Origin of the sequence: Virgibacillus salexigens (assembly GCF_000723585.1) — a bacterium.
Taxonomy (GTDB): Bacteria; Bacillota; Bacilli; order Bacillales; family Amphibacillaceae; genus Virgibacillus; species Virgibacillus salexigens.
In genome coordinates, this window is the sequence record NZ_CCDP010000003.1 from 16,889 (window position 1) to 37,359 (window position 20,471).

A 20,471-nucleotide genomic window follows, 5' to 3' on the forward strand; every position below is an offset into this window, starting at 1 on the left:
ATAACACCGAGTGGGGATCGGTAATTACATTATAAAACATCAACCAATAGAATACTGTTCACCCTTGGAACATGTTCCACCATGGAACCGGGGGAGGTGAAACAAATGGAATTAGGAACTACATTACGCAGAATGAGAAGGAATGCTGGGTATAGTCAAGAGTTTTTCTCTGAAAAGATGCATATGTCCCGTAGCAATATTTCGAAGCTTGAAAGCAACAAATTAGATATACGGGGCAGGGACTTAATCAGATGGGCACAAGAAACAAATTCGCAAGATATTTTAATTGCTCTTGTATGCAATGTAGATGTAGCAAGCGCAGGTCAAATGATAGCCGATACATTGCAATCTGTAGGGACTATCTTGTTAGGAGGTCTTATATGAAAAAGGCAAATGATAATTATGCCGTTTTATTAGGAGCAATACTATTATTTTTCATCATTATTAATCACATTTAGGAGGGGTTATATGAAACTCGAAAATCATTTTTTACAAGCTGATATATCAAAAGCAAGTGAAGAATTTTACCGTTCTTTGGGATTGCTATCATCCATTATGAATCATGTGAATGAAGGAAATCTTTCAAAAGCGAAACACCTTTCTACGGATTTAACAATGTCACTTCACAAAATGGAGAAAATGAGCAGCGATAAGTACAACGCAGATCAGTTTCATTCAGTTATACAAGATTTAGTTAACAGTGGTGCAAGCTTTCAAATAGTAAGGGATAAACTCTATGGATGAAAAAGCACATGTAATTAAAATCTGGATCGCTTTTGTTGGAATGATTATATTTCTTGAATATGCACTAATTACAAGTTAGGAGGGATAAGGTGGAACATCCTTTAATCGCAAGAATTATGGATACTGGTTATCCAGTAATGAACCATTTAAGGAATGAAAACACTGTAGATGCTCTAGGGAATGATGTTTTCCCCGAAGATGAAATTTTAGTTCTAGAAGGTCAATTTTTCTTAGTTGATTCATTGAGTGAAGAATCGAAAGAAGTGTTGGAATTGTTGGGAGCAACTTATGAAGAAGCACAATAAAAAGAACCCATTGCAGTGGGTTCAAATAATTGATCGGTGAAATCAATTAAACTATGCCTTTATTATACTTCCCTAATGATGTAGGGGCAAGGGAGGAATTAAACAATGGCTAAAAGCACAATAGAAATGAGCCATCATGAATGGCTGCGAGAACGTACAAAGGGGATTGGTGGAAGTGATGCTTCCATTATCCTTGGATTAAACAAATACCTTACACCCTTTGAATTATGGCTAGAGAAAACAGGTCAATCAACTGTAGAAGATACAGCAGGGGAAGCTGCCTATTTTGGTAACTTACTAGAGGATATGGTGGCAAAGGAATTTGAGGTTCGGTCAGGCAAAAGAGTACGTAAAAACAACTTCATGTTACAGCATCCAGAACATCCTTTTATTATGGCTAACATCGACAGGAAGGTTGTTGGAGAAAATGCACTTCTAGAGTGTAAAACTGCCAGCATGTTTCTAGCTAAAGATTGGGATAGTGAGGAAATTCCAGAAGCCTACCTGGTACAAGTACAGCATTATCTAGGTGTAACTGGTTACGGAAAGGCATATATCGCTGTATTAATTGGCGGTCAAAAGTTTATCTGGAAAGAAATCGAACGTGATGAAGAATTGATTCAAATGATAATCGATGCTGAGGTTCATTTCTGGAATCACCATGTACTAGGGAATAATCCGCCAGCTTTAGATGGTTCGAGTGCTGCTGAGAAGTTTCTGAAAGAACGTTATGCCAAAACAGAAGAAGGAAAAACCATTGATCTTGGCTTTGATTATAAAGAAAAACTGGACAACCTATTGGAATTAAAAGCCAATATCAATCAATTACAAGAACTGCAAAAACAAACGGAAAATCAGATCAAAAAAGAGCTTGAAGATGCAGAAACAGGATTCGTTCAAAATTACCAAGTAGATTGGAAACCTGTGAAGCAAAACAGGGTCGATAGCAAGCTTTTAAAAAGTAAATACCCTGATATATATAACTCGGTATTAAAGACCACCACAAGTCGCAGATTTAATGTAAAGGAGATCGGATAATATGCCTAAATTCGTTGTAAGAGAAGTGAAAGAAATAATCAAGGAGTTTGAAATCACAGCTAACAACGCTGAACACGCAATTAAAATTTTTAATCGTCCTAGTTCTGAAGATAAGAATTATGAAGGTGACTTCGGTTCAATCGAAACTCATATTACTGCTAAAAGAAAGGTGTATGAATAATGGCTACAAATGACTCAGTTAAGAATCAGATCGCTAATAAAAATCAAGGGAGTAATCAGGTCAATCCTAATAATTTAGGACTGAAACAATTACTAAGTACACCAACAATGAGAAAGAAATTTGATGAAGTGCTTGATAAGAAAGCACCACAATTCATGTCATCATTATTAAACCTATATTCAAATGACTCTTATCTTCAAAAAGCTGAACCGATGTCAGTTGTAACAAGCGCATTGGTAGCAGCTACATTAGATTTACCTATCGATAAAAACTTAGGTTATGCCTGGATTGTTCCATACGGTGGAAAAGCGCAATTTCAGCTAGGTTATAAAGGTTATATACAGTTGGCTCTTAGAACGGGACAATATCGGAATATTAATGTGATCGAGGTTTATGAAGGGGAGCTAAAGTCTTTTAACCGTTTAACAGAAGAAATGGAGCTTGATTTTGAACAGAAACAATCGGACAAGGTAATTGGCTACACAGGATATTTTGAATTAATCAATGGATTTAGGAAGACGGTTTATTGGTCTAAAGAAGAAATAGAAAAACATAAGAAAAGGTTTAGCAAGTCAGATTTTGGCTGGAAGAAAGATTGGGATGCCATGGCAAAGAAAACGGTTATTAGGAACATGTTGAATAAATGGGGTATCCTCTCTATTGATATGCAGAAAGGCATTGTAGAGGACAATAAAGATCCTATCGAAAAAGCTAACGAATTTGATGAACAGGACATTATAGAGGCAGATTTTTCAGAGGTTAATGATGATCAAGAGATAGATTTTAGCGATGCACAATAAATCAAATGTGCGCCTGCCTGAATGGATATTCGAGCAGGCGCAAGATAAAGAAGAGATCAAACGTCTGGTATTAGATTATATGCGTAGATATCCAGATTATACCGTTTTGAAGGTATCAGGTAGGTTTGCGGTTTGTGAAATTAATAGATAAGTAATTTTAACAAGGAGAAGTGATCCAAAATGACTAAGGGGGCTTTCCAAGTCAGTAGGGAGATATTCGAAAATGAAATATGGTCAGATGTCGTGAAGTTCAGGATATTCTTTTACATTCTTGGGAAGGCAGTCTTCTCTCAAGACGGAATAGAACAAGCTGGAATTCATCTTGAGAGAGGGCAATATCTGCGGTCATTGAGGAACCTACAAGATGATTTATCCTACCGAGAAGGCAGAGGAAATGCTGTAAAAAAGTATCCTTTAACGACAATTCAAAGGAAGATTAAATCACTTGAAAAAGAAGAGAGAATAACAACGAAATCAACAGAATATGGAACACTCTTTACAGTCGTCAATTATGCACTGTATCAAGGTTTAGATAACTATAAAAAAGATTCAGTGGAACAGCGACGGAACAGTGATGGAACAGCAACGGAACAGCAACGGAACAATAATAAGAATGATAAAGAATGTAGTAAGAAAGAAAAGAAAGATAAAGAGAAACGTCACAAATATGAAATTTGCGACATGACTCTAGCAGAATTACTTCTCTCAAATATTAGAGAAAACAATCCTAACTATAAAAATCCTAACCTAGAAAAATGGGCAAGTGATATTCGTTTAATGCGTGAAAGAGACAATCGTACAGAAGACCAGATTGAATATTTAATCAAGTGGACGCAAAGTCATGATTTTTGGCAGGCAAATACACTGTCTCCTTCTAAATTAAGAGAGAAGTTTGACACGTTAATCATGCAAGTAAAACAAGAACGCAACAAAACAAAATCAAATGTCATTCAATTCAATAGAGAAGCTGAGGACGATGGCTATAATTACGGATTTTAGGAGGTAGCTATGGAACAGATTAGTTTAATGAAACCTAAAGAGCGCTTGATCATTACCTATGATTGTGAAGGATGCGGACGAACTGTCCAGAAGAAACAAATGCAGCTAACAGGCGGACCAGATAAAGGCGAATGGATAACGGTCAATGTCGGATGTAAATGTGAAGATATTCGATTAGCAGATCAAGAAAAGAAACGTGCCGAACGCTTGAAAACACAAAAGATGCTGAAATACTTCAATAACCATAGCCTGTTAAATCGACCATTACAAAAGGCTACATTTGAAAACTATGAACCTACTACTAACCAACTACAAGAAGCAAAACAAAAGGCAATAGATTATGTAGACAATTTTACAGGTAAAGAAAATCTATTATTTTCTGGAAGTTATGGAACTGGAAAAAGTCACTTGTCTGTATCGATAACCAAAGAATTGATGAAAAAAGGTTATACGTCTGTGTTTATATCAGTGCCAAAGCTACTAACTAAGATCAAGGATACTTACAACAATGATGGTCCGACAGAAGATGAATTATTAGGAATTATGAGCAGGGTAGATTTACTGGTTATTGATGATATTGGCGCTGAACACAAAACAGCGTGGTCAACACCAAAACTCTTTGAAATATTCGATGAACGATCTGGCAAAGCTACGATCTTCACAACTAACTTGAATAGCGAACAGTTAACGGAGTGGGTAGGAGAACGTAATTTCTCTCGCATGATGGAAGATACAAAGCCAATCAAAATGAACGGTAGAGATTACCGCAGGAAGGAGTTTTAATCTTGAATCACACAGAATGCGCCACATGTGGCAGAAAGCTAAAGGATAAAAAGAGCATTGAACGTGGTTATGGTCCTGTTTGTTATGAGAAACACTTAAATGCAATTGCCGATGAAGAATTTGAAAAGAATCAGGTAACGATTGATGAAGTGATGGGGGATGAAGCCTATGTTTGATACTGTAGAATGCCCATATTGCGACCATGATAACGACATGTCAGATGGATTAGTAGACTTGCCAAGTGATAACAAATTCGATCATGAATGTGTAAATTGTGGAGAAGAATTTGAGATAGAAGTCGAATTTGAGCCATCATATTCATCTTCCAAAATAGAGTATGTCAATTGTCAAAAGTGCAGAAGGGAAACTAGAGATCCTGCAAAAAAAGGAAGAACGTTTCCATGGCCAAAACAAATTGAGGAAACGGAATTATGTATATCCTGTTTTTTAATTGAGTTAGAAAAACAATATTCGAAGGAGGAAGAATCCCATGTGTAAAACCTGCAACAACACAGGCGGTCTAAGTATAGATAACGGCTACTATTTGGAATTTAGACCATGCCCAGACAGCCATTGTGACTTTGTTCGGGATGATAGCGACTTAGAACGGTTAAAAGCTAGATTGGAGCAATCAATGAGGGAATCGGCATGAATACAGCAAGCTTATCAAATGTACCTATTCTTCCAGAAAAAGGGCGGTTATGAATTTGTGCTGGAAGATTTAGAACTTGCTTTTCCTAAGCATCAACTCAAAGAAATTACTAAGCAATGGAACAATGGCAAGGACTTAGAGCAGATAGCTTTCAAGATTCGAAGGCATCCAGACGAAGTATTTCTGGCTCTATTCCATCAATCACGAAAAGGAAAAATTAGACGTCCGTTTGCTTATCGGATGAAGGGGGTTTAGTGATGATACCAGCAATAGCATTTAAGAACAAAAATAAAATAGATCGTTACTTGTCAAATGGACTAGATGCAGGTGACTGGTCAGACGAAGATTTAGAAGTAGCACATGAATCATTAGAGGATGCATTCTTGATTATTAGAGAAGATCATTCAGTGCCTACTGATGAAGATGTAGAAGCCCTTATAGAAGAATCTAAAGCATACAAAAAATTCATGATAGACAAATTTGGCGATAATCTAATAAGTTTCGATGTAGAAAAATGGTTGGAACATTATGAACCAGTATTAGTGGAGCTTACGGAAGAACAATACACAGCTTCGAAAGAATGGGATTAGGAGGTTCTATGATGGATAACAGAAAGATAGATCAATTAGTAGCTGAAAAGGTTATGGGGTGGGAAGTCATTGAGTATAAGAACATTAATACTACTGTAATTGATGATGGAGAGTTTCCTGTGGAAATAGAAGAATTCAAACCATCTGAACGAATAGAACATACTTGGGATGTTGTTGAGAAACTAAGCGAAAAGTGTGGTGTGGAAGTTTATCAGGAGTTAGGAGCTCCGCCGTATTGCAAAATAATTAGCGGTGCCGGCAAATGGATTGAATATGAAGCGCAAAACGATTCTGATACTGTTCCTGTAGTTATTTGCAAAGCAGCACTAAAAACAGTAGGTGTGGAGGTGTAGGGATGGAGCGATTGAAAGAAATCGAAGAAGACAAAGAATTGAAAGAGGTAGATGGATGATCGTAAAACCAAAGACATAAAAAAAGACTCCTAACCGAGTCTCTAACAAAAATAGAACAAACGTTCCCTTCTTGAATATAATAACACACCGAGAGGGGAAAAGAAATGACACTAGAATTGAACACACTTTATAACAGTGATTGCATCGAAGGAATGGAGAAACTAGAGGACAAATCTATTGATATGATCTTATGTGATCTTCCGTATGGAACAACGAATTGCAAATGGGACGAGATCATTCCCTTTGACCAGTTGTGGGAGCAATATAAACGAATTATTAAAGATAATGGAGCTATTGTATTAACAGCTAGTCAGCCTTTTACTACTAAGCTAATTTCGAGTAATATGAGCTGGTTTAGATATGAGTGGATCTGGAAGAAAGGGAGACACACAACGGGTTTTCAGAATGCTAAGCGTATGCCATTGAAAAATCATGAAAACATCTGCGTATTTTATAAAAAGCTACCAACGTATAATCCGCAGGGGATTATCCCTTTAGTGAAGGTAAGGAAATCTAGTAGAAGGAAAGGTGGCGATTTATTAGGAAAGGGTTTAACGAAGGAATATACCACTACTCATACAAATTATCCAAGATCCATTCTAGATTATTCTCGAGATAAAAAGACATTCCATCCAACGCAAAAGCCTCTAACTTTATTCGAGTATTTGATTAAGACTTATACGAACCGAGGAGATCTTGTTTTAGATAACTGCATGGGTTCTTGTACAACCGCGCTTGCTGCAGATAATACAAAACGGAAATGGATCGGATTTGAACTAGAACAAGAGTACTGCAACAAAGGAATAGAGCGGATTAATACTAATAGAGAACAATTAGGATTGTCGCAAGCCTCGGTGCGAACAATAAATGACTTATTAGAAGGGGGTTATGAAAATGATTCAACTAACCATACCAGGTAAGCCAGTTCCAGCTGTGAGAATGACTCAAAAGAGCATGTACAAAAATAAATACGCACAGCGCTATCTGCTCTATAAAAGGAAGGTTGGGTGGATTGCTAAGCAGCATATGAAAGGAAAGCCTATTGAGGGGCATGTGGGCGTTAAATTAACACATTATATACATGGAAATAGGGCTGACATAGACAACCTATTTAAAGGCGTAACAGATGCTCTAAATAAAATCGTATATAAAGATGATCGGCAGGTTAAACACATGGAATCACGAATCACTCCTTGCAAAAAAGAAGAACAACGGACCGAGATTGAAATCTATGAATTGGATTCATATGGAAATATAGCAAATTAAAACATATCTGCCGATTCTGGGCGTTTCATTACTAGATTTGTAGATTTATTCGTTTTAATAATAGAAACGCTCAGATTGGCTTTAAATTAAAATATCGAGTGGGGGGCGAAACATATGAGATTAAAAAACATTCCATTTAAAGAAGGAAAGCTCAATGTCGATATAGAAAATGAGGATATGCCTTTTGTTGTCGTATATTGTCAAGGAGAGGCGAAATTAACGTATTTACCTAACCATGGTGAGACGAAGGTTATCACGCATCAAGGGAGGGTGAAGCGTGTAAAGTTTGATGAGGGGGAAGAGTTTTGAGTTACGTAGAAATAACCGCTGGAATATCAGTAATCATTTCACTTGTACTAGCTGGATCTACTGTCGTTAAGAATCATCGAGACAATAAAAGGGCCTTAGAAACACAATTACCAATCTTTAAAATTGAAAAAGCTGAGACATTTGTATTAGGTAGGTATGATTTATTAATTAGAAATGTTAAAGATAATTTCTTTGTAATAAAAAATGTTTCTGCAGATGATAATAGAGTTACCTGTGAGTATGCAGGAGTCTTTGAAATACAATATAATCAGGTCGGCCAAGGATCGTCTCCTAGTCAATTGTATAAGGGTCATAACATCGTGATTGACATAAATTCTATTGAAGATTTTGAGGTTAGTTTTAATATTGAAGGTGTAACAATTTCAGGTAGAAAATTTACTGTTCAAACCCCAAAAATAAAGTTTAAGAATAAAAAAATACAGAATGTTTCATTGCAAGATAGATATCTCGAAGTGATAAAAAAATAAGTTCTACCAGCTAACTGGAGGACACTGAATGACAGCAATAAGCTGCCGTTTGGTGTCCTTTTTATTTTGAGGGAGGAATCGAGATGGTATTAGCATTTCAAATCATTGGATTAATCATTATTTTATTTTCGTGGATCATCGCTTGTTATGAAACGGATAAGAAAAGACAAGAGAATATGGCATTTATTACCGCAATTGCTATGGCTCTAATTTTCTCAAGTTTGGTGTGGCTGTAATGTTTCAATGGGAAATCAGCAAGTACAGAAAAGATAAACGAGTGGGCGCTTTATTCTCCTGTGAAACGGAGCGAATATGTTAAATATCTTTTTAATGTGGGGGTTGGGTTTAATGAACAAAAAAGAGATTGGAAATACATTAAGAGATTATAAATGGATGATAAATGAGATTAAAAGACAGCGCGAGTTCTTGAAGGATGCAGGAACTAACTTAGTAGCTCAATCAGGTATTGAATCAGCTATGCCAAAAGCTCAAGGTGGTACCAGTGATCCTGTTGCTCGTGAAGTTGTTCGTAGAGATAAAAAATACACATGGATTAATCGTTTAGAAAGAAAAGTAACATACATTCAAGAACGTATACCAGCTATATCAAATGAACGGGAACTAGTTGTATTAGAGTGTTTATTAGATGGCATGAGTATGAGAGCAATTAGTAATCACATGGGTTTATCTGAAAGGCACATATTTAGGATAAGGGATGCAATCGTGTCACAGATGGCAGACATGTCATACTTGTCGCACATAATGACAGAAGAAAAACGCTGTGTGTAAAATGGATGGCAGGACGGGCAGGAAAAATCTTCCGTCCAAAACACTATTTATAGTCCGTTCAGGCATAGGTCATTATCGCATGACATGAAATAACAATCCTGTTGGATTTGTTGCCTTGTCGATAACCTAGGGTCGATGGGGAATTATTTACGATATATTGTACTAGGTATGTAAATAATGCACCTGAGTTCAATTGGCTTGGGTGCTATTATCTATTTGTAGGGGCCTATAATTAATATAAAAATTTTAATACACTGATCGAGTAAAAGAAAAAATTACAATAAATACAAAAATTATACAAAAAAAGAAGGATTTAGTAAAAAAAGATAGAATTATATATATGATAGCTATCAAGAATACAAAAAAGGAGATGTTATTATGTTTAAAAAGGTTGCGTCCGTAATCTTGTCATTGGTTATGGTCATTTCGTTTGTAACGCCGAGTTTACATGCGTCTGCAAATGAAAGCCAAGAATTAGGTGTAACTAAGAAAGAGGTAGAAAATACGGGGATTTTGGTTGATTCTATTAACGAGTTAGATCAAAAATTGGATATGGAAAATCTATCATCGAATTCTCAAGGAGAAATAAATAAACTAAGTAAAGAAGCAAGGGAACTGTATAATGCTATTGTGAGTTATGAAGATCAAAAATCTACTCCTTTAACAGGAGATGACACTTTAACAGTGTTAAGTAGTCATATGAATAAATTGAATAGTGGAATTAACAAAATTGAAGAACCTACTATAAAGCCAATGGGTGTTATAAATTATAAAGAATATAAAATTAGTAATTCCAAAATACAGAAACTAGTTAAAGCAGCAGGATTAAATGGTGGATTTTGGGCTACTGCTACAGCTATAGCTAAGGTTTTTGGTAAAAGCCCAACTGCTTTAACATTAATGCTAGGAGCAGTACCAATGTTAGGTGTATCAGGACTAAATATGTGTAATTCTAAAAACAAAGGTGTTATCATTACAAAAATAGGGTCAGGGGCTACAAATTCTTACTCTTGTAGATCTCAATAATAAAAACAGTGTGAGCTAGTCAAAAAGCTCACACTGTTTTTATTTATTTCTTACTTGTTTTGATATGAATTCACTAGCAAAAAAAACTATTAAACCCGTTATTAACAACAAAAAGGAATTTATTTCTATACTCTTGTTGAATAAATCAAGAATACTATTTATTAATAAAAATCCTGACCAATAAATAAATGAACAATAAAAAGCAATATTTATACTTGTTTTATCTGCATTTTTGCTTGATTTAAAAAACAACAAAACTTCCCCTTTCAGTGATGTATTTTTAATGTTGTATACAGCGTAGCATTAATTATAACATTTTTAAAACTTGTTTTTTGAGTGTACAGGCATTAATCCAAAAAATTTACGAAAGGTTAAAAACCATACATGCAACAGGCTTATTCAATTACATTATATTACTACAAGGGGGTAGGGTGATGACATAAATGGGTAAATTAACTACAAAACAAGAGTTATTCTGTCAGGAATACATTGTTGATCTAAACGCTACTCAGGCAGCTATTAGAGCAGGTTATAGTGAAAAAACAGCTAGGCAGACAGCTGCAAGATTGTTAACAAAAGCTAACATTTCCGCGCGTGTAAAAGAATTAAAAGATAAGCGTGCTGAGAAATTAGAACTTGATGCCTATTGGGTATTGAAGCGACTAAAAGATATTTCAGATCGTTCTATGCAGGCTGAACCAGTAGAAGAATGGGATCAGAGTATAGGGGAAATGGTTTCAACTGGTGAATATCAATTCGATAGTAACGGAGCTAATAAAGCCACAGAATTGATTGGTAAGCATATTGGTATGTTTGATCCTAAATTAAAATTACAGCTTGAAGCACTTCAAATAAAGAATGAGAAAATCAAGAAAGAAACAGAATTCATTGAAGAGCGCACCAAGCTTATTAAAGGACAATCCAAGGATACTAGCTTGTTAGATGTACTTATCGATACGGTGAAGAATGATGAATAAAAATATAACAAATATTTTGAAGTATCTCCGACGATGCGGCAAAATGGCATTAGAGGTGTACTTATGGAGAAGTGGGTGAATTTAAAATACGAAGGTTACGAACGGTATCAAATAAGCAATTTTGGCAGTGTTATAGGCATGAAGGGGAGAATGAAGAGCAGAGCAAATGCTAGAGGATATTTCATCATTGGATTAAGGAAACCAAATGACAGAAAGCAAAGAATGTTCTCCATCCATAGATTGGTCGCAGAACACTTAATTGATAATCCATATGGAAAGAATTATGTTAATCACATCGATGGAGACAAGAGCAATAATACAGTCGATAATCTTGAATGGGTTACACAATCAGAAAACCAAATACATGCCTATACAACTAATTTACTAGTTAAAACTCCTGAACAAGTTGAAAGAATGAAATATTACGCTAAAAAGAAGCGCAGACCCATAAGGGTAGTCAATAAAAAACTTGGTATTGATAAGACTTTTGAAAGCATTAAAGATGCAAGTGAGCATATAGAGTGTAACGAAAAAACATTAAGAAACACTCTCAAAGGTAGAAATAAATCACGATTGGGTTATGAAGTGTTTTACTTAGATGAATCCTAGGGGGGTGGTTTTTGGGTGTCTAGAAAAATAAAACTATCTGATAAACAAAGGGCGCTTGTTAAAGCGCCTTTTAATGTTGGTCTTGAGGTTCAAGAGGGGACACCTCGATAACCGTTCTGGAAAGACAACAGGCGTGCACTTTCGTTTAGCTTATCTTTACACAATTTCAAGAGACTCCAACCATTTAGTGAGTGCTTACAACCAAGAACAGGCTTTCCGATTATTCATCGATGGTGATGGAACAGGGTTAATGCACATCTTTGGTGATCTTGCTCAAATTAAGCATGATGAGCATGGAGATCATTTAGAGATCCACACACCTAAAGGAATTAAAAAGATTTATTACAAAGGTGGAGCAAAAGCAAATAGTGTTGGAGCTATCACTGGTATGTCATTAGGAAGTGTAGCATTTGGTGAGATTAATTTGCTGCATATGTCGTTTATACAAGAATGCTTTAGGAGAACCATGGCAGCACAAGACCGATACCATATTGCAGACCTGAACCCACCTGCACCTAATCATCCAGTCATAACAGATGTATTTGAGGTACAAAATACACGATGGACTCATTGGACCATACAAGATAATCCGATTATTAGCGAAGAACGAAAAAAGGAAATCTATGAAACGCTTATAAAGAATCCATATTTGCTTGATCGTGATTGGTATGGAAAACGAGTAATGCCAGAGGGCGTTATTTATTCCATGTTCAATACAGAAGCGAATCAGATTCCAGCTTTATTAGGGAAGCCATATGAAATGTACTTTGTTGCTGATGGCGGTCAATCTGATGCTACTTCATGTAGCTGTAATATCGTTACATTTTATGATGGTAAATTCAGACTGAATCGAGTAGCTAACTATTACCATAGTGGTGCTGAGACAGGTCAAATAAAGGCTATGAGTACATACGCCAAAGAGATTAAAGAATTTATTAATTGGTGTGTTGAAAAGTTTGAAATGAGATTCACAGATGTATTTGTGGATCCTGCCTGTAAATCATTAAGAGAGGAACTTCATAAGATTCAAATTGATACAACTAGAGCAGATAACAATGCTTCAGATGCGAAGAAACAAGGTGGCGGTATTGAGGTTGGTATCGAACGTTTTCAAAACTCTATAACTAACGAGCAATTCTTTTTAGTCGAAAATGATACGTATGATCATTATGACTTTATCAAAGAAATTGGAATGTATGTACGTGATGACAATGGCAATCCAATAGATGACTGGAACCATGCGATGGATGAAGCTAGATATGCTAACAATCACTTTTATAAAAATTATGTACTGTAGGTGGTGAGGCGATGTTCAGACGTTTAATAAATGCTGTGAAAGGAGGGCTTTATCGATTGGGGATAATTAAAGGGATTGAGAAAATAAGCAGTCATAAAAAGATATCTATTAACCAAGAATTGTACAACAATATAGATATTTGGAAGGCGCTGTATAAAGGGTATTATTCGGAATGGCATGATATTGAATATCAAACCATTAGCGGTAAGAAAAGCAGGAAAATGGATACCTTAATGATGGCAAAAACGGCAGCCGCAGAAATGGCCAGCCTAGTATTTAATGAAAAGTGCGCTATTAGTATTGGAGACGGTAAAAATAAGACTTCTGAATTTATTGAAGAAGTATTTAAAAAGAACAAGTTTTATAAAAAGTTTCAAGATCATTTAGAGTATGATTTTGCCCTTGGCGGTATGGTCATTAAGCCATATGTTAAGGAAGGCAAGATCATGCTCTCTTTTGTTAGTGCGGATTGTTTCGTTCCTATATCTTGGCATAACGATACTATAACCGAAGGCGTTTTTGTTAGTGAATACAAGAAAGACAACAAAAAATATACACATCTAGAATGGCATACTTGGGAAGGCAATACGTACTACATTACCAATGAATTATATGAATCAAATGGTAATGAATTAGGCGTGAAAGTCTCTTTGTCTATCCTATTCCCAGACTTACAAGAAATAGTAGCTATAAATAATTTAAAGAAATCCTTGTTCACATACTTTAAGCCGAACACTGCAAACAACATTGATATTCAATCACCATTAGGAATCTCTATTTATGCTAACGCCTTAGATACCATGAAGGCTATTGATACCGCATTTGATAGCTTCCATCGAGAATTTAGGCTTGGTAAAAAAAGAATTATTGTTCCTTCTAACATGGTAAAGACAGTAATAGATCCACAAACACAGGAAGTGCATCGCTATTTTGATGATACAGATGAAACATATGAAGCTATGAAATTTCCTGATGAGGGTGAACCTAAGGATATTAACGTTGAATTACGTGTAGATGAACATATATCAGGCATCAATGCCTTATTAAATCTATTCGCTATGCAAACCGGGTTTTCTGCTGGCACATTCTCTTTTGATGGCCAAAGTGTTAAGACAGCTACCGAGGTGATCAGTGAGAACAGCAAGACATTCAAGTCTAAAAAATCTCATGAAACGATTATCGAAGAAGGTTTACAAGAGTTAATTCAATCTATTGTCGATGTAGCTAAACTTTACGGATTATTTAAAGGGGATAAGGAACAAGAAGTAACTGTAACCTTTGATGATTCTATTGTAGAAGATAATGCAGCAGAACAGACAAGACAAATACAACTGGTTAATAACAAATTACAATCAAAAAAGCGTGCCATCATGGAGATACATGGCATGACAGATAAAGAAGCTCTTGAACTGATAAATGAGATTAACGAGGAAAATAAAACGGCCAACGCTGAAGATATTGATTTCTTTGGTACTGGTGGAAGTAAGTAATGGATAAACGTAAGCTACAGAAACTATCTAAGCCAGTCACAGACGTTTATTTATCTATTGAGGAACAAATACTCTTGAACATAGCGAAACGACTTAAAAAGCATGATTCTTTGCTTGATAAGGATATCGAATCATGGCAATTGAAAGCACTAAATGAAATAGAATCCTTAAATAAGCAAAACATAGAGCTTTTAACGAAGCATTCAGGAAAAACTAGTGAAGAGATCATCAAAGCATTAGAAAAAGCTGGTTACGGTTCTTTGTTGGAAATGGAATCTATGCTAGAAGATGGAGCGAAAAAAGGGAAACTCAATCATGCACCACCTATGAAATCAAGCGAATCTTTGCTTCAAATATTAGAACAATATGAAAGGCAAGCGAAGAATAGTTTTAATCTAGTTAATTCAACGATGATAGATCAATCAAGAATAATATATTTAGATATTATTAATCAAACTACAGGCGAAGTTTTGGCAGGTGTAACTACAGCTCAACAGGCATTAAGAAAAACAGCTAGTAAATGGGCTGAACAAGGTGTTCCAGCGTTAATTGATAAAAAGGGGCGGCAATGGTCTACAGAAGCTTATACAAGTATGGTCATGCGCTCTACAAGCAATGATGTAGCCAATGGAATGCAAGATACTAGATTCGATGAATATGGTGTTGATTTGGTTGAGGTTAGTTCTCATGCAGGAGCTAGACCATTATGCGCACCATATCAAGGACGTATTTTTAGTAGAAGTGGAAAAAGTGAAAAATATCCACCTTTATCAGATACTAGCATGGGTGAACCTGCTGGGTTATTTGGTGTTAATTGTGGTCATGTTAAGTATCCTTATTTTGAAGGGATGAAAAAGACGTATCATCCTTATGATCAGGAAACTAACGATAAGCAATATGAAAACAGTCAAAAGCAACGATATCTAGAAAGGCGAATTCGCGCTGCTAAACGTGAGGAAAACATGATGAAAGAATTAGGAGATACAGAAGGCGCTGAAATAGCGCATAGAAAGGTACTAGATAGACAAGCCAATCAAAGGCAGTTTATTAAAGATACAGGACGTACCAGAAGGTATGACAGAGAGCAGGTGAGATAATGGGTAAGAAGAAAGAAAAAGAACTGGAAGAAAAAGTAGCGCAGCTAGAAAATATGGTTCTCAAATTAGCTAAGAAAGTGTATGACTTAGAGAACAAAGATAAAGAATCTCAGTATTTTGGATAAACACGACCTAAGCATGTCGTTATAAAAGGCTTTTTTATTATGCCCATTTTAAAGGCTTGGGGTAGAACTAAGCGTATTCCTTTGCGTGGAGGGTTACACGTCAAAAAAACTAATAAGGAGCGATATAGATGGATTTACAAGAATTATTAGGTGAAGAGCTTTACAACCAAGTCGTTGAAAAAGCAGGTGATAACAAAATAGCTGTTGTATCTGATGGAAGCTATATTCCAAAAGAGAAGTTTAATGCAGTTAACACAGAGAAGAATGATTACAAGCAACAAATTGCGGATCGTGATGAACAACTAAATGAACTAAGCAAAAAAGCAAAAGGTAATGAAGAATTGCAGCAAGAGATTGATCAACTTAAAGAGCAAAATGAAACAACCAAGAACGACTATGAAACTAAACTTCAACAAAAGGAATTTGACCACAAGCTAGAGAGTACTTTATCTGGTGCTAAGGCAAAAAATACGAAAGCACTAAAGGCTTTGTTAGATATGGATACAATCAAGCTAGATGGAGATACGTTGAAAGGTCTAGACACTCAACTTGAAGGTTTGAAAGAAAGTGATCCATACCTTTTCGAAGAAGATCAACCAGAAGGTGGAGGCAAGCCTTCTTTTACAACTGGGCAACATCAACAACAAGGCAATTTAGATGCCTTTGCACAAACATTATTAGGAAAATAGGAGATGATTATAAATGGCAAATGCTATCAACTTTGCAGAAAAGTATCAAACGGAATTAGACCAAGTCATTAAGCAAGCTACACTTACAAACGACCTTGAAACGCCAAATGTAAACTGGATGGGGGCAAGAACCTTTCATGTGCCTTCTCTAGCTGTTTCTGGTTATAAACAACACAGCCGTAATGGTGGGTATAATCGTGGTTCTGTAGATGTAACTCACGAACCATATACCCTGCAATTTGATCGGGATGTTGAGTTCTTTGTCGATAAAATGGACGTAGATGAATCTAATCAGTCAGCAAGCGCAGCAAACGTTACTAGAGTATTTCTAAATGAAAATGCTGGTCCTGAAATTGATGCCTACCGTTTTTCTAAATTAGCAGCAAAAGCGCAAGAAGTTGGACAGGCTACACCAGAAAACGTAACCGATGGCACACCACAGGATGTAGTAGATCGTTTGCGTGCAGATATTAAAAAAGTGCGTAAATATGGAACTGCTAACCTTAAAGTCTATGTATCTACAGATGTCATGGATGCAGTAGAAGCTTATAAAGAGAATAAAGGTACATTCTCATTACAGAATGAAAATACAATCATTGAAACAAGAGTAACTACTCTTAATGGCGCAAGGCTTATAGAGGTATTCGATGTAGATCGTTTCCAAACAGCATTTAATTTTACAGACGGTTTTGTTCCAGCTACAGATGCACAGCAATTAAACTGGATAATTGTTTATCGTGGTGCTGTTGTTGCAAAAGCAAAACTAAATTCTGTTTACCTATTCCAACCAGGGCAACATACAGAGGGGGATGGATACCTATACCAAAACCGTTTGTATCATGATTTGTTCGTAATGAAAAACCAAGCAAAAGGTTTGGTTGTATCTAATAAAGCACCAGCATCTGGGGCATAATGAGGGAGGAAATAAAATGATTTTACGTAAAGAAAATGTTGTTTTAAAAGAGACAGATAACGGAAAAATTAAAGAACTCAAAGCAATGGGCTATGAAGAAGCTGACGAAAAAGGAAAGGTTATTGAAGATAACAAGGGAAAAACTGTTGCTGAATCCACTCATAAAAAAGTATTAAAAGAAAATAAAGAATTAAAAGAAGAAGTAAAAGCACTTAATGAAGATAATGCAGCATTGAAAAAAGAGCTAGAAGAAGCACAAAAGGCATCCTCTGATAAATAAGGGGGTGCTTTTATGTATATCGATAGAGAGTACTATCTAAACGAATATGAAGGTGTTCCCATGGAAGATGAACAAGAGCTTAATCGATGTATTAAGCGTGCTAGTGAAGAAATGGATAGACTCAGTAATTTTTCAATTGTTCAAAGTAAGTTAATCGATTTCCAACAGAACATGCTGAAACAGGCAACGGCTATCATGACAGAGCATTTTGTGATGAATGGAGGCTATCAAGCTACGAAACAATTAGATCAAACACAAAGCGTTAATATAGGCTCATTTAGTTACAGTTCCAATTCGTCTGCTGCTAACGAAATACCGAACAATGTTGTTCAATATCTAGCACATGCAGGATTGCTTTATAGTGGGATAGGTGCTTTTCATGGTTATTAAGCCTATTCCTAAAAATCTTTTAGTGCATTCAATTAAATATCAGCCTTTAATTGGCAATGATGGTTGGAACAATGAATACGGTGAGGAAATAATCATTAACCATGTACGTGTTGTTCCTATAACCTCTATGAATAGAAGCTCTAATAGTGAAGGGGAACAAGCAAATCATACGGTTATTATAGATCGTGTGAATTCGTCCTATTTTCCTGATGATGCTAAAGCTGGGGATAGAATTTCATTTCGGGGAACTGGTAGAGAAGCAACACTGGTAAAGTATCCAAGTGCTTTAGATGCAGAGCCTCATCATCTAGAAGTAGAGGTGATCTAGATGTTTAATGTCAAAGTTGATTTCAGTAAAGCTAGTGTTACAAAAAAAGTAGTGGGAGCTATTGGCTTTGGACAATATATTCTAGATGATTTAGTTTTGAAAGGGAGTAATTACTACATCCCTAAAGATCAAAGTTATTTAGAAGAAAGCGGACTTGCTCATTCTAAAATAGGTGAAGGGGAAGTCGCTTGGTCAACACCATATGCAAGAAAGTTGTATTACAATCCACAATATAACTTTAGTAAAGACCAAAATCCTCATGCAAGCGGACTATGGTTTGAAGAAGCAAAAGCACAACATTTACAACAGTGGCTAGATGATGCAGAAAAAGCAACAAAATCAAAAATATAGGAGGTGTAAGCAATGGATTTTTTACATGCATTAAAATCATTTACTGAGACATTGTCATTTACGCCTCCTACTATCGGTATTGGTATGTACAACCAAGACGGTAACAGCATAGCTATACGACCATCGCCAGCTAATATAAACGAAAGATACATGGAAGAGGGTTTAATTTACCCTTTTAGCTTTCAGTTATTAGTACATCATCAAGATAACTTAGAAGGTTATGACATGATTAATCGGTTAATGAGCGAATATGAAAACCTATCGAATGGAGCTATCACAAGTCGTGATGGCTCTTTTCATTTGGTTTCATTTCAATGTACAACAACACCTAATTTTGTACAGAAAACAAGTTACGGTGTTCTTTGGACTGCCTTATTTGAGGCAGAATTATATGTTTAAGGAGGATGTATATGTCTAAAGGATTTTTATTAAATTCAAAATACATGATGGAAATAAATGTAACGCCTAATGAAGAAACGGAAACATGGGAAAGATTAGCAAAAGGCATTACTAGTATGGAGCCAGATCCAAACGAAGAGACTTCCCAGGATAATTATTATGATGGGGATGGTTACGGAGAAACGGATGTTATTGGTGCCCAACTCATTAGTTCATTTTCAGGTCATCGCTATTATGGTGATCCAGCGCAAGACTATATCTATTCGAAGGTGCTTGAACTAGGACCATCAAGACGTACCGATTACCGTTTAACGTTACCAGATGGATCCACTTTCGAAGGACCATGCACCATAGCAAATATTGTTGGACCTGGTGGGGATGCCATGGCAAAAGGTGAGATTTCATTCGAGATACATTTTGCTGGTAAACCACAATACACAGCGCCTACTCCCTAAGGCGCCCACTAGCCTTGTCGCTTCCAATGAAACAGATACAAGTGTTGATCTGAATTGGAATGTCGCTGAGGGTGCTAGTGGGTATAACGTATATCAAGATGGCGCAAAAATTGACACTGTAACCACAAATAGCTATTCGGTATCTGGGCTAACAACAGCTACCAACTATGAATTTTATGTAACAGCAATAAATGATAAATATGGTACTGAATCTGATCCATCAGATATTGTAAATGTAACTACATTATAAGAGTAGCCAAATGGCTGCTCTTTTTCTATGGGAGGAATTTAGATGAAGGAAATAGGTATTCAAAGAGCGATAGAAGAAGTTTCAATTGATGGAACAGTGTATGAAATAGATACCTCAGATGATAAACGAAAGAAGTATGCGGAATTAGCTTCCAGATTAAATGAATTAGGCGATGAAATAGAAGCACAAGCAAAGCAAAATGATGAAAAAGTGCTGGTAAAAGCATTAGAAAAGGCAAAAGAAGAAACAAAACTAATTACAAACGAGGTTATTGGAGAAGGTGCTTTTGAAGAAATATATCCAAAAACCAATAATTCCACAGAGCATACGATTGGTGTAGTCTCTGATGTTCTGCATTATATCAAGGAAAGGCAAGACGAACGACAAAAACAGCATTTTGAGAAAAAGCGCTCTAAATACATCAAAAAGAAGAAGTAA

36 protein-coding genes and 1 pseudogene are annotated in these 20,471 nt (G+C 36.0%); all 37 read left to right on the top strand.

The features are described from left to right. The first annotated feature begins 105 nt into the window (after positions 1 to 105). The 37 genes and pseudogenes from BN990_RS18295 (at position 106) to BN990_RS18465 (ending at position 20,471) form a co-directional block, all read left to right on the top strand. Positions 106 to 384, top strand: coding sequence for a helix-turn-helix domain-containing protein (locus BN990_RS18295; protein ID WP_021292618.1), 279 nt, complete (start codon positions 106 to 108; stop codon positions 382 to 384). Between the two features lie 84 nt (positions 385 to 468). Beyond that, positions 469 to 744, top strand: a complete 276-nt coding sequence (locus tag BN990_RS18300; protein ID WP_038246213.1) for a hypothetical protein — start codon at positions 469 to 471, stop codon at positions 742 to 744. Positions 745 to 833: 89 nt separating this feature from the next. Next, positions 834 to 1,049 carry a hypothetical protein gene (locus BN990_RS18305; protein WP_021292616.1) on the top strand — a complete coding sequence of 72 codons (216 nt, stop codon included), beginning with the start codon at positions 834 to 836 and terminating at the stop codon, positions 1,047 to 1,049. A gap of 105 nt (positions 1,050 to 1,154) precedes the next feature. Further along, positions 1,155 to 2,087 carry a YqaJ viral recombinase family nuclease gene (locus BN990_RS18310; protein ID WP_038246215.1) on the top strand — a complete coding sequence of 311 codons (933 nt, stop codon included), beginning with the start codon at positions 1,155 to 1,157 and terminating at the stop codon, positions 2,085 to 2,087. 1 nt (position 2,088) lies between these two features. After that, positions 2,089 to 2,268 carry a hypothetical protein gene (locus BN990_RS18315; RefSeq protein ID WP_038246217.1) on the top strand — a complete coding sequence of 60 codons (180 nt, stop codon included), beginning with the start codon at positions 2,089 to 2,091 and terminating at the stop codon, positions 2,266 to 2,268. Then, positions 2,268 to 3,068 carry a recombinase RecT gene (locus tag BN990_RS18320; protein WP_038246219.1) on the top strand — a complete coding sequence of 267 codons (801 nt, stop codon included), beginning with the start codon at positions 2,268 to 2,270 and terminating at the stop codon, positions 3,066 to 3,068. Before BN990_RS18315 ends, BN990_RS18320 begins: the two co-directional genes overlap by 1 nt. A gap of 180 nt (positions 3,069 to 3,248) precedes the next feature. Then, entirely contained in the window at positions 3,249 to 4,067 is an 819-nt protein-coding gene (locus tag BN990_RS18330; protein ID WP_051739280.1) for a hypothetical protein, read from the top strand. Positions 4,068 to 4,076: 9 nt separating this feature from the next. Next, positions 4,077 to 4,850, top strand: a complete 774-nt coding sequence (locus tag BN990_RS18335; protein ID WP_051739281.1) for an ATP-binding protein — start codon at positions 4,077 to 4,079, stop codon at positions 4,848 to 4,850. Positions 4,851 to 4,852: 2 nt separating this feature from the next. Beyond that, positions 4,853 to 5,026 (top strand): DUF6011 domain-containing protein, encoded by a 174-nt coding sequence (locus BN990_RS22970; RefSeq protein ID WP_187370479.1) that lies wholly within the window; start codon positions 4,853 to 4,855, stop codon positions 5,024 to 5,026. Further along, positions 5,019 to 5,348, top strand: coding sequence for a hypothetical protein (locus BN990_RS18340; protein ID WP_051739283.1), 330 nt, complete (start codon positions 5,019 to 5,021; stop codon positions 5,346 to 5,348). Before BN990_RS22970 ends, BN990_RS18340 begins: the two co-directional genes overlap by 8 nt. After that, positions 5,341 to 5,502 carry a hypothetical protein gene (locus BN990_RS22700; RefSeq protein WP_158295254.1) on the top strand — a complete coding sequence of 54 codons (162 nt, stop codon included), beginning with the start codon at positions 5,341 to 5,343 and terminating at the stop codon, positions 5,500 to 5,502. Before BN990_RS18340 ends, BN990_RS22700 begins: the two co-directional genes overlap by 8 nt. Positions 5,503 to 5,559: 57 nt before the next feature. Further along, positions 5,560 to 5,757 (top strand): hypothetical protein, encoded by a 198-nt coding sequence (locus tag BN990_RS18345; RefSeq protein ID WP_148530728.1) that lies wholly within the window; start codon positions 5,560 to 5,562, stop codon positions 5,755 to 5,757. Between the two features lie 2 nt (positions 5,758 to 5,759). Next, positions 5,760 to 6,092 carry a hypothetical protein gene (locus BN990_RS18350; RefSeq protein WP_038246225.1) on the top strand — a complete coding sequence of 111 codons (333 nt, stop codon included), beginning with the start codon at positions 5,760 to 5,762 and terminating at the stop codon, positions 6,090 to 6,092. Between the two features lie 11 nt (positions 6,093 to 6,103). Then, positions 6,104 to 6,445, top strand: a complete 342-nt coding sequence (locus BN990_RS18355) for a BC1872 family protein (RefSeq protein ID WP_051739284.1) — start codon at positions 6,104 to 6,106, stop codon at positions 6,443 to 6,445. Between the two features lie 164 nt (positions 6,446 to 6,609). Beyond that, positions 6,610 to 7,425: a DNA-methyltransferase gene (locus tag BN990_RS18360; protein ID WP_051739286.1), complete on the top strand. Its 816-nt coding sequence runs from the start codon at positions 6,610 to 6,612 to the stop codon at positions 7,423 to 7,425. Continuing rightward, positions 7,400 to 7,771: a RusA family crossover junction endodeoxyribonuclease gene (locus BN990_RS18365; RefSeq protein ID WP_051739289.1), complete on the top strand. Its 372-nt coding sequence runs from the start codon at positions 7,400 to 7,402 to the stop codon at positions 7,769 to 7,771. The genes BN990_RS18360 and BN990_RS18365 overlap by 26 nt, the downstream gene beginning before the upstream one ends. Before the next feature lie 114 nt (positions 7,772 to 7,885). Then, positions 7,886 to 8,080: an XtrA/YqaO family protein gene (locus tag BN990_RS18370; RefSeq protein ID WP_038246229.1), complete on the top strand. Its 195-nt coding sequence runs from the start codon at positions 7,886 to 7,888 to the stop codon at positions 8,078 to 8,080. Then, positions 8,077 to 8,568, top strand: coding sequence for a hypothetical protein (locus BN990_RS18375; protein ID WP_038246232.1), 492 nt, complete (start codon positions 8,077 to 8,079; stop codon positions 8,566 to 8,568). The genes BN990_RS18370 and BN990_RS18375 overlap by 4 nt, the downstream gene beginning before the upstream one ends. A gap of 83 nt (positions 8,569 to 8,651) precedes the next feature. After that, positions 8,652 to 8,804 (top strand): hypothetical protein, encoded by a 153-nt coding sequence (locus tag BN990_RS22975; RefSeq protein WP_187370480.1) that lies wholly within the window; start codon positions 8,652 to 8,654, stop codon positions 8,802 to 8,804. A 112-nt stretch (positions 8,805 to 8,916) separates the two neighbouring features. Further along, positions 8,917 to 9,357 carry a helix-turn-helix domain-containing protein gene (locus tag BN990_RS18380; protein ID WP_038246235.1) on the top strand — a complete coding sequence of 147 codons (441 nt, stop codon included), beginning with the start codon at positions 8,917 to 8,919 and terminating at the stop codon, positions 9,355 to 9,357. A gap of 378 nt (positions 9,358 to 9,735) precedes the next feature. After that, on the top strand, positions 9,736 to 10,383 hold the full coding sequence (locus BN990_RS18385; protein ID WP_038246238.1) for a hypothetical protein: 648 nt from the start codon (positions 9,736 to 9,738) through the stop codon (positions 10,381 to 10,383). Between the two features lie 443 nt (positions 10,384 to 10,826). Then, entirely contained in the window at positions 10,827 to 11,360 is a 534-nt protein-coding gene (locus tag BN990_RS18395) for a terminase small subunit (RefSeq protein WP_038246239.1), read from the top strand. A gap of 63 nt (positions 11,361 to 11,423) precedes the next feature. Beyond that, a complete protein-coding gene (locus BN990_RS21615; RefSeq protein ID WP_051739292.1) occupies positions 11,424 to 11,969 on the top strand; it encodes an HNH endonuclease in 546 nt (181 codons plus the stop codon). Positions 11,970 to 11,984: 15 nt separating this feature from the next. Beyond that, positions 11,985 to 13,266 (top strand): annotated as a pseudogene (locus BN990_RS18405) (PBSX family phage terminase large subunit). Between the two features lie 11 nt (positions 13,267 to 13,277). After that, entirely contained in the window at positions 13,278 to 14,756 is a 1,479-nt protein-coding gene (locus tag BN990_RS18410) for a phage portal protein (protein ID WP_038246241.1), read from the top strand. Next, the gene (locus BN990_RS18415) at positions 14,756 to 15,853 is read left to right on the top strand and encodes a phage minor capsid protein (RefSeq protein WP_038246243.1); all 1,098 of its coding nucleotides are present in this window, start codon (positions 14,756 to 14,758) and stop codon (positions 15,851 to 15,853) included. The genes BN990_RS18410 and BN990_RS18415 overlap by 1 nt, the downstream gene beginning before the upstream one ends. Continuing rightward, positions 15,853 to 15,978 (top strand): hypothetical protein, encoded by a 126-nt coding sequence (locus BN990_RS23410; RefSeq protein ID WP_021292598.1) that lies wholly within the window; start codon positions 15,853 to 15,855, stop codon positions 15,976 to 15,978. The genes BN990_RS18415 and BN990_RS23410 overlap by 1 nt, the downstream gene beginning before the upstream one ends. A 128-nt stretch (positions 15,979 to 16,106) precedes the next feature. After that, positions 16,107 to 16,667 (top strand): phage scaffolding protein, encoded by a 561-nt coding sequence (locus tag BN990_RS18420; protein WP_038246245.1) that lies wholly within the window; start codon positions 16,107 to 16,109, stop codon positions 16,665 to 16,667. 13 nt (positions 16,668 to 16,680) lie between these two features. Beyond that, positions 16,681 to 17,580 (top strand): hypothetical protein, encoded by a 900-nt coding sequence (locus tag BN990_RS18425; protein ID WP_038246247.1) that lies wholly within the window; start codon positions 16,681 to 16,683, stop codon positions 17,578 to 17,580. A 16-nt stretch (positions 17,581 to 17,596) separates the two neighbouring features. Then, entirely contained in the window at positions 17,597 to 17,860 is a 264-nt protein-coding gene (locus BN990_RS18430; RefSeq protein ID WP_038246249.1) for a hypothetical protein, read from the top strand. Between the two features lie 12 nt (positions 17,861 to 17,872). Then, positions 17,873 to 18,250 carry a head-tail connector protein gene (locus BN990_RS18435; protein ID WP_021292594.1) on the top strand — a complete coding sequence of 126 codons (378 nt, stop codon included), beginning with the start codon at positions 17,873 to 17,875 and terminating at the stop codon, positions 18,248 to 18,250. Continuing rightward, positions 18,240 to 18,578: a putative minor capsid protein gene (locus BN990_RS18440; RefSeq protein ID WP_038246251.1), complete on the top strand. Its 339-nt coding sequence runs from the start codon at positions 18,240 to 18,242 to the stop codon at positions 18,576 to 18,578. The genes BN990_RS18435 and BN990_RS18440 overlap by 11 nt, the downstream gene beginning before the upstream one ends. Continuing rightward, positions 18,579 to 18,929, top strand: coding sequence for a minor capsid protein (locus BN990_RS18445; RefSeq protein WP_038246254.1), 351 nt, complete (start codon positions 18,579 to 18,581; stop codon positions 18,927 to 18,929). 12 nt (positions 18,930 to 18,941) lie between these two features. Then, positions 18,942 to 19,328, top strand: a complete 387-nt coding sequence (locus BN990_RS18450) for a hypothetical protein (protein ID WP_038246257.1) — start codon at positions 18,942 to 18,944, stop codon at positions 19,326 to 19,328. An 11-nt stretch (positions 19,329 to 19,339) separates the two neighbouring features. Further along, complete coding sequence (locus BN990_RS18455; protein WP_038246260.1) at positions 19,340 to 19,783, top strand: phage tail tube protein; 444 nt, start codon at positions 19,340 to 19,342, stop codon at positions 19,781 to 19,783. Then, positions 19,746 to 20,033, top strand: a complete 288-nt coding sequence (locus BN990_RS18460) for a fibronectin type III domain-containing protein (protein WP_038246262.1) — start codon at positions 19,746 to 19,748, stop codon at positions 20,031 to 20,033. Before BN990_RS18455 ends, BN990_RS18460 begins: the two co-directional genes overlap by 38 nt. A gap of 42 nt (positions 20,034 to 20,075) precedes the next feature. Then, complete coding sequence (locus BN990_RS18465; protein WP_038246264.1) at positions 20,076 to 20,471, top strand: cell division protein ZapA; 396 nt, start codon at positions 20,076 to 20,078, stop codon at positions 20,469 to 20,471.

Bases quoted from the DNA above. Each gene is read 5' to 3' on its own strand.
- BN990_RS18335 (WP_051739281.1), top strand. From the start codon at position 4,077: ATGGAACAGATTAGTTTAATGAAACCTAAAGAGCGCTTGATCATTACC.
- BN990_RS18435 (WP_021292594.1), top strand. From the start codon at position 17,873: ATGTATATCGATAGAGAGTACTATCTAAACGAATATGAAGGTGTTCCC.
- BN990_RS18425 (WP_038246247.1), top strand. From the start codon at position 16,681: ATGGCAAATGCTATCAACTTTGCAGAAAAGTATCAAACGGAATTAGAC.
- BN990_RS18315 (WP_038246217.1), top strand. From the start codon at position 2,089: ATGCCTAAATTCGTTGTAAGAGAAGTGAAAGAAATAATCAAGGAGTTT.
- BN990_RS18355 (WP_051739284.1), top strand. From the start codon at position 6,104: ATGGATAACAGAAAGATAGATCAATTAGTAGCTGAAAAGGTTATGGGG.
- BN990_RS18360 (WP_051739286.1), top strand. From the start codon at position 6,610: ATGACACTAGAATTGAACACACTTTATAACAGTGATTGCATCGAAGGA.
- BN990_RS18380 (WP_038246235.1), top strand. From the start codon at position 8,917: ATGAACAAAAAAGAGATTGGAAATACATTAAGAGATTATAAATGGATG.
- BN990_RS18450 (WP_038246257.1), top strand. From the start codon at position 18,942: ATGGATTTTTTACATGCATTAAAATCATTTACTGAGACATTGTCATTT.
- BN990_RS18430 (WP_038246249.1), top strand. From the start codon at position 17,597: ATGATTTTACGTAAAGAAAATGTTGTTTTAAAAGAGACAGATAACGGA.
- BN990_RS18330 (WP_051739280.1), top strand. From the start codon at position 3,249: ATGACTAAGGGGGCTTTCCAAGTCAGTAGGGAGATATTCGAAAATGAA.
- BN990_RS18445 (WP_038246254.1), top strand. From the start codon at position 18,579: ATGTTTAATGTCAAAGTTGATTTCAGTAAAGCTAGTGTTACAAAAAAA.
- BN990_RS18320 (WP_038246219.1), top strand. From the start codon at position 2,268: ATGGCTACAAATGACTCAGTTAAGAATCAGATCGCTAATAAAAATCAA.
- BN990_RS23410 (WP_021292598.1), top strand. From the start codon at position 15,853: ATGGGTAAGAAGAAAGAAAAAGAACTGGAAGAAAAAGTAGCGCAGCTA.
- BN990_RS18410 (WP_038246241.1), top strand. From the start codon at position 13,278: ATGTTCAGACGTTTAATAAATGCTGTGAAAGGAGGGCTTTATCGATTG.
- BN990_RS18295 (WP_021292618.1), top strand. From the start codon at position 106: ATGGAATTAGGAACTACATTACGCAGAATGAGAAGGAATGCTGGGTAT.
- BN990_RS18310 (WP_038246215.1), top strand. From the start codon at position 1,155: ATGGCTAAAAGCACAATAGAAATGAGCCATCATGAATGGCTGCGAGAA.
- BN990_RS22975 (WP_187370480.1), top strand. From the start codon at position 8,652: ATGGTATTAGCATTTCAAATCATTGGATTAATCATTATTTTATTTTCG.
- BN990_RS18365 (WP_051739289.1), top strand. From the start codon at position 7,400: ATGATTCAACTAACCATACCAGGTAAGCCAGTTCCAGCTGTGAGAATG.
- BN990_RS22700 (WP_158295254.1), top strand. From the start codon at position 5,341: ATGTGTAAAACCTGCAACAACACAGGCGGTCTAAGTATAGATAACGGC.
- BN990_RS18420 (WP_038246245.1), top strand. From the start codon at position 16,107: ATGGATTTACAAGAATTATTAGGTGAAGAGCTTTACAACCAAGTCGTT.
- BN990_RS18300 (WP_038246213.1), top strand. From the start codon at position 469: ATGAAACTCGAAAATCATTTTTTACAAGCTGATATATCAAAAGCAAGT.
- BN990_RS18415 (WP_038246243.1), top strand. From the start codon at position 14,756: ATGGATAAACGTAAGCTACAGAAACTATCTAAGCCAGTCACAGACGTT.
- BN990_RS21615 (WP_051739292.1), top strand. From the start codon at position 11,424: ATGGAGAAGTGGGTGAATTTAAAATACGAAGGTTACGAACGGTATCAA.
- BN990_RS18340 (WP_051739283.1), top strand. From the start codon at position 5,019: ATGTTTGATACTGTAGAATGCCCATATTGCGACCATGATAACGACATG.
- BN990_RS18350 (WP_038246225.1), top strand. From the start codon at position 5,760: ATGATACCAGCAATAGCATTTAAGAACAAAAATAAAATAGATCGTTAC.
- BN990_RS18395 (WP_038246239.1), top strand. From the start codon at position 10,827: ATGGGTAAATTAACTACAAAACAAGAGTTATTCTGTCAGGAATACATT.
- BN990_RS18385 (WP_038246238.1), top strand. From the start codon at position 9,736: ATGTTTAAAAAGGTTGCGTCCGTAATCTTGTCATTGGTTATGGTCATT.
- BN990_RS18440 (WP_038246251.1), top strand. From the start codon at position 18,240: ATGGTTATTAAGCCTATTCCTAAAAATCTTTTAGTGCATTCAATTAAA.
- BN990_RS18370 (WP_038246229.1), top strand. From the start codon at position 7,886: ATGAGATTAAAAAACATTCCATTTAAAGAAGGAAAGCTCAATGTCGAT.
- BN990_RS18465 (WP_038246264.1), top strand. From the start codon at position 20,076: ATGAAGGAAATAGGTATTCAAAGAGCGATAGAAGAAGTTTCAATTGAT.
- BN990_RS18455 (WP_038246260.1), top strand. From the start codon at position 19,340: ATGTCTAAAGGATTTTTATTAAATTCAAAATACATGATGGAAATAAAT.